The organism is Siccirubricoccus soli (assembly GCF_024178315.1).
In the GTDB taxonomy this organism is placed as follows: domain Bacteria; phylum Pseudomonadota; class Alphaproteobacteria; order Acetobacterales; family Acetobacteraceae; genus Siccirubricoccus; species Siccirubricoccus soli.
The window spans coordinates 1-12,984 of sequence record NZ_JAMZIK010000109.1; the positions used below are offsets into that span (position 1 = coordinate 1).

11 protein-coding genes are annotated in these 12,984 nt (G+C 68.7%); 4 read left to right on the forward strand and 7 right to left on the reverse strand.

Annotated elements, in window-relative coordinates; all coding sequences use genetic code 11:
• Nucleotides 1-1,786: copper-translocating P-type ATPase (locus NJ376_RS17380; protein ID WP_252954549.1), on the forward strand; the 1,786-nt coding region annotated here is incomplete at its 5' end.
• Between the two features lie 27 nt (nucleotides 1,787-1,813).
• Here NJ376_RS17380 and NJ376_RS17385 read toward each other — a convergent pair.
• Both NJ376_RS17385 and NJ376_RS17390 read right to left on the reverse strand, forming a co-directional pair.
• A complete protein-coding gene (locus tag NJ376_RS17385) occupies nucleotides 1,814-2,977 on the reverse strand; it encodes a M20 aminoacylase family protein (RefSeq protein ID WP_252954550.1) in 1,164 nt (387 codons plus the stop codon).
• 67 nt (nucleotides 2,978-3,044) lie between these two features.
• Nucleotides 3,045-4,646 carry a flavin-containing monooxygenase gene (locus NJ376_RS17390; RefSeq protein ID WP_252954551.1) on the reverse strand — a complete coding sequence of 534 codons (1,602 nt, stop codon included), beginning with the start codon at nucleotides 4,644-4,646 and terminating at the stop codon, nucleotides 3,045-3,047.
• A 538-nt stretch (nucleotides 4,647-5,184) separates the two neighbouring features.
• Between NJ376_RS17390 and NJ376_RS17395 the strand changes: the two genes are divergently transcribed.
• Together NJ376_RS17395 and NJ376_RS17400 are read left to right on the forward strand one after the other, a co-directional pair.
• A complete protein-coding gene (locus NJ376_RS17395; protein ID WP_252954552.1) occupies nucleotides 5,185-5,736 on the forward strand; it encodes a transposase in 552 nt (183 codons plus the stop codon).
• Nucleotides 5,737-5,837: 101 nt separating this feature from the next.
• The gene (locus NJ376_RS17400) at nucleotides 5,838-7,274 is read left to right on the forward strand and encodes an NAD-dependent succinate-semialdehyde dehydrogenase (protein ID WP_252954553.1); all 1,437 of its coding nucleotides are present in this window, start codon (nucleotides 5,838-5,840) and stop codon (nucleotides 7,272-7,274) included.
• Nucleotides 7,275-7,729: 455 nt separating this feature from the next.
• On the opposite strand, the gene NJ376_RS17405 is transcribed toward NJ376_RS17400, so the two are convergent.
• The 5 genes from NJ376_RS17405 to NJ376_RS17425 form a co-directional block, all read right to left on the reverse strand.
• Nucleotides 7,730-8,854 (reverse strand): alpha/beta hydrolase, encoded by a 1,125-nt coding sequence (locus tag NJ376_RS17405; protein ID WP_252954554.1) that lies wholly within the window; start codon nucleotides 8,852-8,854, stop codon nucleotides 7,730-7,732.
• A gap of 253 nt (nucleotides 8,855-9,107) precedes the next feature.
• The gene (locus tag NJ376_RS17410) at nucleotides 9,108-10,127 is read right to left on the reverse strand and encodes a phosphotransferase family protein (RefSeq protein WP_252954555.1); all 1,020 of its coding nucleotides are present in this window, start codon (nucleotides 10,125-10,127) and stop codon (nucleotides 9,108-9,110) included.
• Nucleotides 10,128-10,300: 173 nt separating this feature from the next.
• On the reverse strand, nucleotides 10,301-11,164 hold the full coding sequence (locus NJ376_RS17415) for an alpha/beta fold hydrolase (protein ID WP_252954556.1): 864 nt from the start codon (nucleotides 11,162-11,164) through the stop codon (nucleotides 10,301-10,303).
• 46 nt (nucleotides 11,165-11,210) lie between these two features.
• The gene (locus NJ376_RS17420; RefSeq protein ID WP_252954557.1) at nucleotides 11,211-11,645 is read right to left on the reverse strand and encodes a Bug family tripartite tricarboxylate transporter substrate binding protein; all 435 of its coding nucleotides are present in this window, start codon (nucleotides 11,643-11,645) and stop codon (nucleotides 11,211-11,213) included.
• Nucleotides 11,573-12,166 carry a Bug family tripartite tricarboxylate transporter substrate binding protein gene (locus NJ376_RS17425; RefSeq protein ID WP_252954558.1) on the reverse strand — a complete coding sequence of 198 codons (594 nt, stop codon included), beginning with the start codon at nucleotides 12,164-12,166 and terminating at the stop codon, nucleotides 11,573-11,575. The genes NJ376_RS17420 and NJ376_RS17425 overlap by 73 nt, the downstream gene beginning before the upstream one ends.
• 565 nt (nucleotides 12,167-12,731) lie before the next feature.
• On the opposite strand from NJ376_RS17425, the gene NJ376_RS17430 reads away from it, so the two are divergent.
• Nucleotides 12,732-12,983, forward strand: coding sequence for an exodeoxyribonuclease VII small subunit (locus tag NJ376_RS17430; RefSeq protein WP_252954559.1), 252 nt, complete (start codon nucleotides 12,732-12,734; stop codon nucleotides 12,981-12,983).
• Nucleotide 12,984 lies beyond the last annotated feature (1 nt).

Here is a 12,984-nt window from a genome sequence, read left to right on the forward strand (position 1 = left end):
CCGCAGCCTGAACATGTTCAGCCTGATCGCCCTCGGAACCGGTGCCGCCTATCTCTACAGCGTAGCTGCCACGCTCGCGCCCGGCCTCTTCCCCGCCGGGTTCCGGGGCATGGATGGCGAGGTCGCCGTCTATTTCGAGGCAGCCGCCGTCATCACCGTGCTGGTCCTGCTCGGCCAGGTACTGGAATTGCGGGCGCGCGAGCAGACCGGCGGCGCCATCCGCGCCCTGCTGAACATGGCGCCGAAGACCGCGCGGCGCCTGACGGCCAATGGCGAGGACGAGGAGATCCAGCTGGCGGAGGTGCGGGTCGGCGACCGGCTGCGGGTGCGCCCGGGCGGGAGCGTGCCGGTGGATGGCGAGGTGCTGGAAGGCAGCGGCGCCGTCGATGAATCCCTGGTCACCGGCGAATCCCTGCCGGTGGAGAAGGCGCCCGGCTCCAAGCTCATCGGCGGCACGGTGAGCGGCACCGGCGCGCTGGTGATGCGGGCGGAGAGGGTGGGGGCGGACACCATGCTCTCGCGCATCGTCGCCATGGTGGCGGAGGCGCAGCGCAGCCGGGCGCCGATCCAGCGCCTGGCCGACAGGGTCGCCGGCTGGTTCGTACCGGCGGTGGGCGCCGTGGCGGCGCTAGCCTTCCTCGCCTGGGCCGTCTGGGGCCCGTCTCCGGCGCTCTCCCACGGGCTGATCGCGGCGGTCTCCGTCCTCATCATCGCCTGCCCCTGCGCGCTCGGGCTCGCCACGCCCATGAGCATCATGGTGGGCGTCGGCAAGGGCGCAGGCGCGGGCGTCCTCATCCGGAATGCCGAGGCGCTCGAGCGCATGGAGAAGGTGGACACGCTGGTCGTGGACAAGACCGGCACGCTGACCGAGGGCCGGCCCAGGGTTGTGGCCGTGGTCCCGGCGCCGGGCCTGACCGAGGCCGAGCTGCTGCCGCTCGCCGCCAGCCTGGAGCGGTCGAGCGAGCATCCGTTGGCCGCCGCCATCCTCGCCGCGGCCAGGGAACGCGGCATGGCCTTCGGCGAGTCCGCCGATTTCGCCTCCGCCACCGGCAAGGGCGTGACCGGCATGGTGGCGGGGCGCCGGGTCGCGCTGGGCAATGCGCGGCTGATGCAGGAGCTCGGCGTAGAGCTGGGTGAACTGGCCGCCCGGGCGGAGGAGCTGCGGCGCGAGGGCGGCACCGCGCTCTTCCTGGCCGTGGACGGCAGGCCCGGCGGCGTCATCGCGGTGGCCGACCCGGTCAAGGCGACGACGCCGGCCGCGCTGGCGAGCCTCCGCGCCGAGGGCATCCACATTCTCATGCTGACCGGCGACAACCGCATCACGGCCGAGGCGGTCGCCCGCAGGCTCGGCATCGAGGAATTTCAGGGCGACGTTTTGCCGGAGGACAAGCACCGCATCGTCCGCGAGCTGCGCGCCCAGGGCAGGGTCGTCGCCATGGCCGGCGATGGGGTGAATGACGCGCCGGCCCTGGCCGAGGCCGATATCGGCATCGCCATGGGCACCGGCACGGATGTGGCGATGCAGAGCGCCGGCGTGACCCTGGTCAAGGGCGACCTCGCCGGCATCGCCCGGGCACGGAAGCTGTCCCATGCCGTGATGCGCAACATCCGGCAGAACCTGTTCTTCGCCTTCCTCTACAACGCGGCCGGGGTGCCGCTGGCCGCCGGGGTGCTCTACCCCGTCTTCGGCCTCCTGCTCAGCCCGATCGTCGCGGCGCTGGCCATGGCGCTCAGCTCGGTGTCCGTCATCGGCAACTCGCTGCGGCTGCGGCGGGTGCCGCTATAGCGGTACGCTGCCGCAGCGGCGGCGCGGCTACCCCTCGCGCTTCAGCCCCCGCTCCACCACCCGGGCATAGAGCGCGGCACCATAGGGAATGGCGGCGTCGTTGAACTGGTAGCGGGGGTTGTGCGGCATCGCCCCCTCCCCGTTGCCGACATGGATATAGGCCCCCGGCACCTTCTCCATCATGAAGGAGAAATCCTCGGAGCCCATGCCCGGCGGCTTGTCCCGGGCCACCTGCGCCTCGCCCACCAGCTCCAGCGCTGCGGCGGCGATTGCCTCGGTCGCCTCCGCATCATTCACCGTCGGCGCGAAGATCAGCCGCCAGTCCAGCCGCGCCGTGGCCCCGAACCCTGCCGCCACGCCGGCCGCGACGCGCTGCAGCCCTTCCTCGATCTGCTGCGCCACCTCGCGGGAGAAGAAGCGGGCGGTGCCGGAGATCGTCGCGGTTTCGGGGATGACGTTGTAGGCCTCACCGCCCACCACCTTGGTCACGCTGATCACCGCCGCCTCCCGCGGATTGATGTTGCGGGAGACGATGGATTGCAGCGCCGCGGTGATATGACAGGCGGCCAGCACCGGGTCGATACTGACCTCCGGCCGCGCGCCATGCGCGCCGCGGCCGGCCACATGGACGTCGAAGAAGGCGCCGCCGGCGGCGGTCGGCCCTGGGCGGATGGCGTATTCGCCCACCGCCATGCCGGGGCGGTTGTGCATGCCGAAGATCTGGTCGCAGGGGAAGCGCTCGAACAGCCCGTCCTCCAGCATGGCCAGCGCGCCGCCGCAGCCTTCCTCTCCAGGCTGGAAGATGAAATGGACGATACCGTCGAAGTTCCGCGTCTCCGCCAGATACTTCGCGGCGCCGAGCAGCATGGTGGTGTGCCCGTCATGCCCGCAGGCATGCATCTTCCCCGGCACGGTGGAACGGTAGGGAACCTCGTTCAGCTCCTCCATCGGCAGCGCGTCCATGTCGGCGCGCAGCCCGATGGCGCGGTTGCCCCTGCCACTGCGCAGCACGCCCACCACGCCGGTGCCGCCGACGCCGCGATGCACCTCGATGCCCCAGCTCTCCAGCTTTTCCGCCACGATCGCCGCCGTCCTGTGCTCCTGCATGCCGAGCTCCGGATGGGCGTGCAGATCCTGGCGGATGGCGGTCAGCTCGGCATGGTGGCGGCGGATGGCATCGAGTGCGGACATGGCGGGGCCCCTGGCGCGAAAGCCGACATTGTGCCGCGCCGCGCGCCCCGCCGCTAGGCGCCGCGCCTCAGGCCAGCGCCACCTCCCGGTACCCGTCCGCCGCGACCTCCTCGCACCATTCCCGGTAGGCCGGTGCGCTGCCGGTATAGCGGGCGACGACGCGCTGCTGCTTGCCGGCGACGTTGCGGTTCACCCCCGTCATCCAGCTATCCACCTCCATGGAGAGCAGCCCCCTGGCGCAATCCATCACATGCGCCATCCAGGCAGCGGTGCCCTTCTCCCCGGCCTCCGCCCGCTGCTTCCCCGCCGCCTGCATATGGCCGAGCAGGCGGGAGACCCAGTCCACATTGTACTCGATGCTGCGCGGAATGTTCCCCAGCGCGGTATGCGGGCCGAGCAGCATGAACATGTTCGGGAAGCCCGGCACCATCATGCCGACGAAGCTCCGCGCCCCGCCCGCCCAGGCCTCCTTCAGCGTGCGGCCCCCGGTCCCGCGGAAGTCGATCCGGTCGAAGGCGCCGGTCAGCGCATCGAAGCCGGTGGCGTAGATGATGATGTCGAACTCGAATTCGCGCTCAGCGGTCTTCAGCCCGGTCGGCGTCACCTCGGTGATCGGCGTCGCCCTGGTGTCCACCAGCTCCACATTCGGCTGATTGTACACCTCATAGTACCGCGTCTCCAGCGGTACCCGCCGTGTGCCGAAGCCGTGATTCGTCGGAATCAGCATCTCCGCCACCTTCGGGTCCTTCACCCGCTGGCGGATCTTGTTGGCGACGAAGGCGGACATCTCGGCATTCGCCGTGCGGTCCGTCAGCATGTCGCGGAAATTGCCCACCCAGATGCCGAAACCGGGGGAGTTGTAGAGCTTCTCCCAGAATTCCTCGCGCTCGGCCTGGCTCACCTCGAAGGTCGCCCGCGGATCCGGCGTGTGCAGGAAGCAGGAGAAGGTCTCCTCGCAGCGGCGGAAGATCTCGTCGTAGCTGGCCTTGATCTGCGCCTGCTCCTCCGGCGTGATCTTGCGGTTATGCAGCGGCGCGCACCAATTCGGCGTGCGCTGCAAGACGGTGAGATGGCCGACATCCTTCGCCACCTCCTGGATGGTCTGCACCCCCGTCGCCCCGGTGCCGATGACGGCAACGCGCTTGCCGGCGAAGCTGATCGGCTCCTTCGGCCAATGCGCGGTGTGGAAGGCGCGGCCCTGGAAGCTTTCCATCCCCGGGTAATTCGGCAGCGTCGGCGCCGAGAGCGCGCCGATCGCGGTGATGAGGAAGCGCGCGCTGTGCTTTGCCCCGCCTTCCAGCGTGACCGTCCAGGTGAGGCTCGCCTCGTCCCACTCGGCCGCGGTGACGCGGCTGTTGAACTGGATGTCCCGCCGCAGGTCGTATTTGTCGGCGACGAAGTTCAGGTAGCGCTCGGTCTCCGGCTGCGGCGCGAAATGCTCGGACCAGCTCCATTCCTGCAGCAGCTCCTTGTCGAAGGAGAAGCCGTAGGAATAGCTCTCGGAATCGAAACGGGCGCCGGGGTAGCGGTTCCAGTACCAGGTGCCGCCGACGCCGCTGCCGGTCTCGAACACCCTGGCCTTCAGGCCGAGCTGCCGCAGACGGATGAGCTGGTACATGCCGGACATGCCGGCGCCGATGATGATGGCGTCGAAATCAGGGGCGGGCATGGCTTGGGTCCTCCGTTTGCCCGAAGCTAGGCCGCGGAGGATGCAGGGGGAAGGGGCGGGGGCTTTGCGCTGGCGCGAGGGCAGGGGGCGCTGCCCCCGTTGGCGGCAGTGCCGCCAACCCGCCGGGGCCAGGACCTGGCCCCGGACCCCGGTTCGGGTCTGGCAGGCTTGAACACAAGGGGCGGGCCTTCACCAGAAGGGAACAGGGGCCGGCTCCCCGGGCGAAGGCTTGCATCATCCATGTCAGGGCCTGCACGAGGGCATCGAGGGCCTGTCCCAACAACCCAGAACTACGCGAATCCCGCTCCCGCAACGGCCGTTGCGCCGCGCCTGTCGCTCACCCCGGGGCGGAAAGCCGCAGCCGGACCTCGGCGGCTGCGTCGCCTCCAACACCATCCGCATCCTCGCTGCCTCGTTCGGGCCAGGCTTTGGCTTGGAATTCCACTTGAAAATAGGAAAATATTCTGTTACGCTCGCGCCTATGCCTCACACCCACCTCCGCCCCCACCGCTATACTCCGAACCGCCCCTGGCAGCCGATGAGCGACGAGGAATGGCTGGCCCTCGCGCCTTACGTCCTCCGCCGCTCCGGCCCCGGCCGTCCCATCCCGGAACTCCGCCAGCGGATGGACGCCATCTTCCACCTCGCCTGCAGCGCCGAGCCCTGGCGCGCCCTGCCGCCCGCCTTCGGCAAGCCGGACACCGTCTCCCGCTGCTTCCGCCGCCTGACCCATGCCGGGCTCTGGCAGCGCCTGCTGCGCGCGCTGGTGGATTTGTCCGAAACCCACACGCTGCGCGCCATCGAGGCCTGGATCACCCGCGCCTGCCGCCGCGCCGCGCGCATCCTCGGCCTCGGCTTCATCGTGCTGATCCGCCGCCTCGGCCTCCGCTCCGCCCTCAACGGCCCGCCCTGGCTGCTGCCGGACCCGGAATTCGCCGAGAAGCTGGTCCACGCCATCCCGGAGCTGGATGCGCCCACCCAGGCTGGCTTCCGCCGCTTCTGCTGGCGATTGCGCATGCTGCTGCGCCTCCATCGCGTCGCCATGGGCCGCAGCCGCATCCCTCGCTGCCTCCGCCTCGCCTGGGCCTGAGCCACCGGATTGCGCCTCGCGCCCTGGGACGGCATGCTTCCCCGTCGCGGCGACCACCGCGCTATAACCGGCGGTTTATAACCGCCCGCGAGGAGAGCCCCATGGCCTATCCCAAGGTCCAGCTTCATATCGACGGCACTTGGCGTGCCGCCCGTTCGGGCAAGACCATCCCCGTGCTGAACCCAGCGACCGAGGAGGTGATCGGCGAGGTCGCCCATGCCGGCCGCGATGACCTCGACGAGGCGCTGGAGGCCGCCGAGCGCGGCTTCGCCGCCTGGAAGAAAGTCTCCGCCTTCGAGCGCGCCAAGCTGATGCGCAAGGCCGCCGACCTGCTCCGCAGCCGCGCCGATGAGATCGCGAAGCTGATGACCATGGAGCAGGGCAAGCCGCTGCCCGAGGCGAAGGCCGAGACCCTTGCCGGCGCCGACATCATCGACTGGTTCGCCGAGGAAGCTCGCCGCGCCTATGGCCGCGTCATCCCGGCCCGGGCCGAGGGCGTCTACCAGCTCGTCGTCAAGGAGCCGGTCGGGCCGGTCGCTGCCTTCACGCCGTGGAACTTCCCGATCAACCAGGTGGTCCGCAAGCTCTCGGCGGCGGTCGCCACCGGCTGCTCCATCATTGTCAAGGCGCCGGAGGAAACCCCGGCCTCCCCGGCCGAGCTGGTCCGCTGCTTCATCGATGCCGGCCTGCCGAAGGGCGTCGCCCAGCTCGTCTACGGCATCCCGGCCGAGATCAGCGAATACCTCATCCCCCACCCCACCATCCGCAAGGTGACCTTCACCGGCTCGACGCCGGTCGGCAAGCAGCTCGCCGCGCTGGCGGGCAAGCACATGAAGCGGGTGACGATGGAGCTCGGCGGCCATGCCCCGGCCATCGTCTTCGACGATGCCGATCTCGACCTCGCCGCCCGCACCCTGGCCGCGGCGAAGTTCCGCAATGCCGGCCAGGTCTGCGTCTCGCCCACGCGCTTCCTGGTGCAGGAGAAGCTCTACGAGCCCTTCGTCGAGAAATTCGTCGCCCATGCCAAGGCGGTGAAGGTCGGTAACGGCCTGGAGGAGGGCGTGCAGATGGGCCCGCTGGTGCATGAGCGCCGCATCCCCTGGGTCGAGGGGCTGATGGCCGATGCCCGCCAGAAGGGCGCCGAGGTGCATACCGGCGGCGAGCGGATCGGCAACAAGGGCTATTTCTACGAGCCAACCGTGCTGACCGGCGTCGGCAAGGACGCCCGGATGATGAATGAGGAGCCTTTCGGCCCCCTCGCCATGATCGCCCCCTTCAAAGAGTTCGACGAGGTGGTGGAGGAGGCCAACCGCCTGCCCTACGGCCTCGCCAGCTACGCCTTCACCCGCAGCGCCAAGACGGCGAACGCCATCGCGGCCAAGGTCGAGAGCGGGATGATGACGATCAACCATCTGGGCCTTGCCCTGCCGGAGGTACCCTTCGGCGGCATCAAGGACAGCGGCTACGGCTCGGAGGGCGGGTCCGAGGCAATCGAGGCCTATCTGAACACGAAGTTCGTGTCGCAGGCCGGGCTCTGAGCCATGCCGGCCGGGGCCACGGCGGGGGTGAGGCGGCGACGCCCTGCCCTGCCAAGGGCCCTGGCCACCCTGTTCCGGCACGGCGGGCAGGGCCAGGGACCTGATGGCAGCCCCGGCCTTTCCGCCGAGCGGAGCGCCAGGGCGGGCGTACCTGTCGCGGCAAGGGCCTACCGGCGATGGTGGCGAATAGGTCCTGGCGGGCGACATGCATGGTCGATCTCCGTGCGGCATCGCAACACGCAAGCTGCGTACCGACTGGGAAAGCGGTGGCGAGGCCACGGCGCCGAATACCAGTGATGGCCGAGCGGATGTCGCCGGCCACCATGCCTGAGCGGTATCCTGGCTCCTGTGGAGCATGACCGGCGTTGGGCGGCCGATGGCGGCAGCCTGGACCGCACAATGGCGGCACGGCGCCTACCGTATGGCGTTTCGCGGCAGTGGCTATAGAAGGCCGGTCAACTACGCAGGAATTCCAGCAGCGCGGTAGCCACGGCCTCTGGCTGTTCCTGCTGCACCCAATGGCCGGCGTCGGGGATGAGTGTGACCTTCTCCATACGGGTGCAGGCCGCGCGCTGCATCCGCTCCAGCGCGCCCGGCACCTGCTGGGTGCCCCAATCGCTGGCGCCGGCGATGAAGGTGGCCGGAATGTCGATGGTGCGGCCGGCGAAGACCTCCGCCTCTGCCTCGAACAGCCCGCTGGTGCGGCAACGATACCAATTCAGCCCGCCCTGGAAGCCGGTTCGCGCGTATTCGTCGCTGTAGACGCGAAGTTCCGCCTCGGGCAGCCAGCGGCAAGCGGCGATTGCGGCCTCGGTTGGCATCTCCGGCGCCACCTGCGCCGCCATGCCGCGATCGAGATCCATGACATAGTAGCGTGGCAGCTTGGCCAGTTCCCCCGCTGTCCAGCCGGCGAGAAGAAAGGGCCGGTTCGCTGTCCAGTCCGCGCTTTTCACATGGTAGTAGGCCCGGAGAAAGGCATGCAAGCCCTGGGGCGCCTGCCACATCTCCGCATTGGCCGGCGGCGTCGAGTAATACCACTGGTAGTGCTTGCGGCCGAGTGCGGTGAGGGCTGCATGCACATCCGCTGGCCTGGGGCGTGGCGCCTCACCGAGCGGCAGCGGCGGCACGCCGGTGAAGGGGGCACTCATCAGCGCGACGCGGCGGAAGATGTCGGGCCGCAGCAGCGCGCACCAGGCAGCGACAGGAGACCCGAAATCATGGCCGACCACCGCGGCCGCCTCTCGATGGCCCAGGGCGGCGACCAGCCCTAGCGCATCCCGCACCAGATTCAGCATGCGGAAGGGGGCAAGGTCGGTATCGTATTCCGCGCTCCAGCCCTCGGTGCGGCCATAGCCGCGCTGGTCCGGCGCCACCACGTGGTAGCCGGCCGCCGCCAGGGCCGGCATGACCTTGCGCCAGGAATAGGCCAGTTCCGGGAAGCCGTGCAGCAACAGCAGAAGCGGCCGGTCTGACTGCTCATGCCCCGCTTCCAGCAGGTGTAGTCGCAGCCCGTTGATGCCTTCGATATGGCGGGCGCGCAGGCCGGGCGGCAGCAGCGTGACGTCGAGCGGTGCGATCATGGCCGTTCCCCTTTGGCGCCATGATGCCGGAGCGGGAAGGCGCGTTCAAAATCCGCTTCGTCAAAGCCGGCGTCTTGCCGCGATTGGCCGTGAGCCTTGGGGGCAAGGGAGCAGCCTTCGCCAACTGCCTCATCGGCGGGCGGCAATGTAGGGCTTGGGCGTCTCCCCGGCTCAGCCATGGCCCTTTGCTTACCCCGACCGCGGTCAAGTTTCGCTTGCGGGCTCAGGGCGGCGGATCGGGTAACGCTTTGCCTCATTCTACAATGCATTCCAGGCCGCGGCGGGCGAAGGCGACCGACAGCTCCCCCACCTGTGCCGCATTTGCTGCGGCTGCCGTGCCAGCCCGTGCCCGGGCCGCGATGCCTTCGAAAATCACGGCGAAGCGGAACATCGCAAAGGCCAGGTGGAAAGGCTGCAGGCGGGGCGCCGGCCTGCGGCGGCTGGCATAGTAATGCGCCACGAACTCGTCCTCCGCCGGAATTCCGAGCGCGGCGAGGTCAAGGCCCCGCATGCCGCCATATTCCTCCGGCAGGCTTCGCCAGGCGATGAGGCTGAAGGCGAGGTCGGCCAGCGGATGGCCGATGGTCGATAGCTCCCAATCGAGGACGGCCACCACATGGGGCTGGGTGGGGTGGAAGAGCACATTGCCCGGGCGGTAATCGCCATGGACGATGGCCGTGACGCCATCCTCGGGCGGAATATGGGCGCCCACCCAGGCTGCGAGCCGTGACAGTTCGGGAATCTCTCGGAAGCGTTGCGCCTCCCACTGCTTCGTCCACCGGCCGACCTGGCGTTGGAAGTAGCTACCCGGGCGGCCGAACCCTTCCAGCCCCACGGCCTCCCAGTCCACGTCGTGCAGCCGTGCCAGGGTCTCGGCAAAGGCGAGATACATGCCGCGCCGTTCCGTGACGCTGGCACCAGGCAGATCGCAGCGATCGAAGACGCGGCCCTCGACGCGTTCCATGACGTAGAAGGGGGTCCCCACCACATCCGGCTCCGCATGGAACAGCACCACCGGTGGAACCGGCACATCGGTCGCCGCCAGCGCCTGCAGGACACGGGCCTCCCGGTCAACGGCGTGGGCGGAAGGGAGGACCTCACCCGGCGGCTTCTTGCGCAGGACCAGGCGACGATTGGCATAGGTCACGAAGAAGGTCGGGTTGGACTGTCCGCCGGAGATCCGCGCCAGCGATATGGTGCCCTCCAGGCCCGGAACGGCCCCGCGCAGGAAGGCATCAAGCCGTGCCGTCTCGAATTCCACCGCCTCGGTCACGCTCGCTTTCCCTCCCTGCCGTCGCGTGACAGCATGGCGTTGGCCGTGCAGCACGGCAACAGCAACGGGTCAGGCTGTTGCAGGGCAGGTGCCCGGGAGGCGCAGGTCGGGGTTGTTGCGCTTCCATAATGCGAGGCCGAGAAGGTGACCTGCGCCGAGGAGCGTTGCCGAAGCTACGGCCCTTCCACGAAGGCCATGATCTCGCCGAAAAGCCTCTCCGGGGCGTCGACCCGCATGGAGTGGCTGCTGTCCTCCAGGATCAGGAGGCGCGAGCTGGGGATCAGCTTATGGATCTCCTCAGAGAATTCTGGCGGGCAGATCCAATCATGGCGGCCGGCGAGAATCAGGGTCGGTGCCGTGATGCGCCCGAGCTCGGGCCGCAGGTCGAAATGGCGCAGGAAGCCGTCCGGGCGGAAGGCGCGGTTCAACGCTTCCGGCGAGTGAATGGTCCTGGCGATGCCGTCCTCGGCGGCGGCCGCATCGAAGCGCAGCGAATAGAGCGGGCCCATCACGCGGTAATACTGCTTCAGCTCTGCTTCATCCTTGAACCCGCCCTGCCAGACCTTGGCGCAGAGGGCCTGCTGTTCTGGCGAACCCCGCTCCACCAGGATCTCCTGGGCCCGCGGGATGAAGCCGCCATGCGATGCGGTGACTACCAGGACGAGATGCGAGACAGCGTCCGGGTAGCGCGCCGCATGAGCCATGGCCACCATCCCGCCATAAGAGGTGCCGATGGACACGATGGGACCGCAGCCGAGATGACAGCGAAGCGCCTCCATGTCCTCGACATTCTCATCCAGGGTCCAGCGCGCAGGGTCACCGCGGCCCGAGCGGCCCTGGCCCCGGTGGTCGAAATAGACGACCTGCATGGCCTTGGTCAGTGCGGCGTAGCTGGGCTTGAAGCCGCTGTGATCGGAACCAGGGCCGCCATGCACGGCAAAGCCGACAGGGCGCTTACGCATTTGCGACCCTTCGGGGATGAAGCCGGCACCTTCAATGTCGAAGAAGATCCTGGTATCGCGGATTTCAGCATACATGCGGCCTCTCCTCCGAATGGCGCCCGCCCTGGCTCCGGGCCCAGCCTCAATCGGCCGTGGCGCCGGACGCGCGGATGATCGGGATCCAAAGCGCCAATTGCTCATCCCAGAACGGCGCCAGCATGGCGGCGCCGTCGCCGCGTGGGTCAACACCGGCCTCCTGCAGCCTTCGGGTCTGGCTCTGCACGGCGGCAATGCTGGCCGCCTCCAGCCGGGCCAGCAGGGCTGGAGGCGTGGCGGCAAGGGCGAAGATGGCGTGCCAATTATAGGTCTCGTAGCCGGGCAAGCCTGCCTCCAGCGCCGTTGGCACCTCTGGCAGGGCAGGGCTGCGCTCGGCCGTGGTCACGGCCAGCGCGCGCACCTGGCCGGCGCGCACGGCCGGGATGACGCTGGCCATGGTGTCGACCATCATGTCGACCGTCCCGGCGACGAGGTCCGCGAAGGCTGGCCCGGATCCGCGATAGGGCACATGCGTGGCCACCGCACCGGCGCGGCTTGCCAGCAAATGCGCCGAGAGATGCGTAATGGTGTGCCGGCACCGGAGGAGGCATAGGTGATGCGGCCCGGCTCGGCCCGCATCCTGGCGATCAGTTCCTGCAGGGTCCGGATCGGCAGCCTCGGATTCACCATCACGATGTTCGGCAGGGTGCCAATGAGCACCAAGGGCGCGAATGCCCGACGCACGTCGAAGGACAGGTTGCGGTAGAGGCCGGCGTTCAGCACCGCCGAGGAGAGGGTGTGGAAGATGAAGGTGTAGCCGTCCGGAGCGGCGGCCAGAGCGGCTTCGGAGCCGATCACCCCTCCGGATCCCCCTCGGTTCTCGACGACGACGGGTTGGCGAAGCGCCTCCTGCATGCCGAGTGCGGTGATGCGGGCGACGACATCGGCGGAACCGCCCGCGGCGAAGGGCACGATCATGCGAAGCGAATGGCTCGGAAACTCCGCCTGGGCGCGGGCAATGGCGGGCAAGGTGAGACCGGCGAGAATGCTGCGGCGGAACATGGACAGATCCTCGGCTTCTTGCCTCCTTCACTAGGCGGTGCGGCCTCAGCGGAGCAATACATCTCGTTGCCTTAGCGGAGAGCTCTGGGGCCGATTCCGCCATCGAGCATGGTCGACCAAGCCTGTTCGGGTTGGTGTTCGGGATCCGGAAGCTGATTCCACACCCGGAATCGAGGCGTTCCCTCCTTGCGCTTCGGCGCTCGGCCAAGCGGTGCGGCCCGGGTCGACTGTTTCCGCTTCGGTGTGAGTCGGTACCTGCCTCCAGCCTTGGCCTCTGGCGTCAGGAGCCGGAATCGTATCGAGTGCAGGCGGGGACGAAGTGACCCTGGGAGCCTTGGGCTCTGGGTGTTCCGCGCTGCCGAACCGAGAGCGCCTACCGGCAAGGGCATCGCGTCTTCGGCTCAGAATTCGCCTATTACACGAGGTATGCCGGAAGCAAATGATTGTCTACGATCCGGTGTTACAAGCGGGTCACGCTTGGCCGGTGAGATGCGCCGCCTCGCGACCGGCGGTTTTGCGGCAGCGGCTTCGGCTGTATGAAGGCCGTTCGAGGACGGAGACCCGAATGGGCGAGGCTGAGACCCGGCCGGCCGAGGACGATATCGAAGTCAAATCCTTCGAGGACGCCCTGGCGGAGCTGGAAGAGATTGTGAAGACGCTCGAGGGCGGGAAGGGCAGCTTGGCCGAAGCCATCGAAAGCTACGCGCGCGGCGATGCCCTGCGGCGGCATTGCGAACGCAAGCTTGCCGAGGCCGAGGCGAAGCTGCAGGCGGTGGTCGAGGCTCCACCCGGGCTCAGCTTGCGGGACGTGGAGTAGC

Coding starts and splice junctions, on each gene's coding strand:
- NJ376_RS17385 (WP_252954550.1), bottom strand. CDS start 2,977: ATGTCCGCACTCGATGCCATCCGCCGCCACCATGCCGAGCTGACCGCC.
- NJ376_RS17390 (WP_252954551.1), bottom strand. CDS start 4,646: ATGCCCGCCCCTGATTTCGACGCCATCATCATCGGCGCCGGCATGTCC.
- NJ376_RS17395 (WP_252954552.1), top strand. CDS start 5,185: ATGAGCGACGAGGAATGGCTGGCCCTCGCGCCTTACGTCCTCCGCCGC.
- NJ376_RS17400 (WP_252954553.1), top strand. CDS start 5,838: ATGGCCTATCCCAAGGTCCAGCTTCATATCGACGGCACTTGGCGTGCC.
- NJ376_RS17405 (WP_252954554.1), bottom strand. CDS start 8,854: ATGATCGCACCGCTCGACGTCACGCTGCTGCCGCCCGGCCTGCGCGCC.
- NJ376_RS17415 (WP_252954556.1), bottom strand. CDS start 11,164: ATGTATGCTGAAATCCGCGATACCAGGATCTTCTTCGACATTGAAGGT.
- NJ376_RS17425 (WP_252954558.1), bottom strand. CDS start 12,166: ATGTTCCGCCGCAGCATTCTCGCCGGTCTCACCTTGCCCGCCATTGCC.
- NJ376_RS17430 (WP_252954559.1), top strand. CDS start 12,732: ATGGGCGAGGCTGAGACCCGGCCGGCCGAGGACGATATCGAAGTCAAA.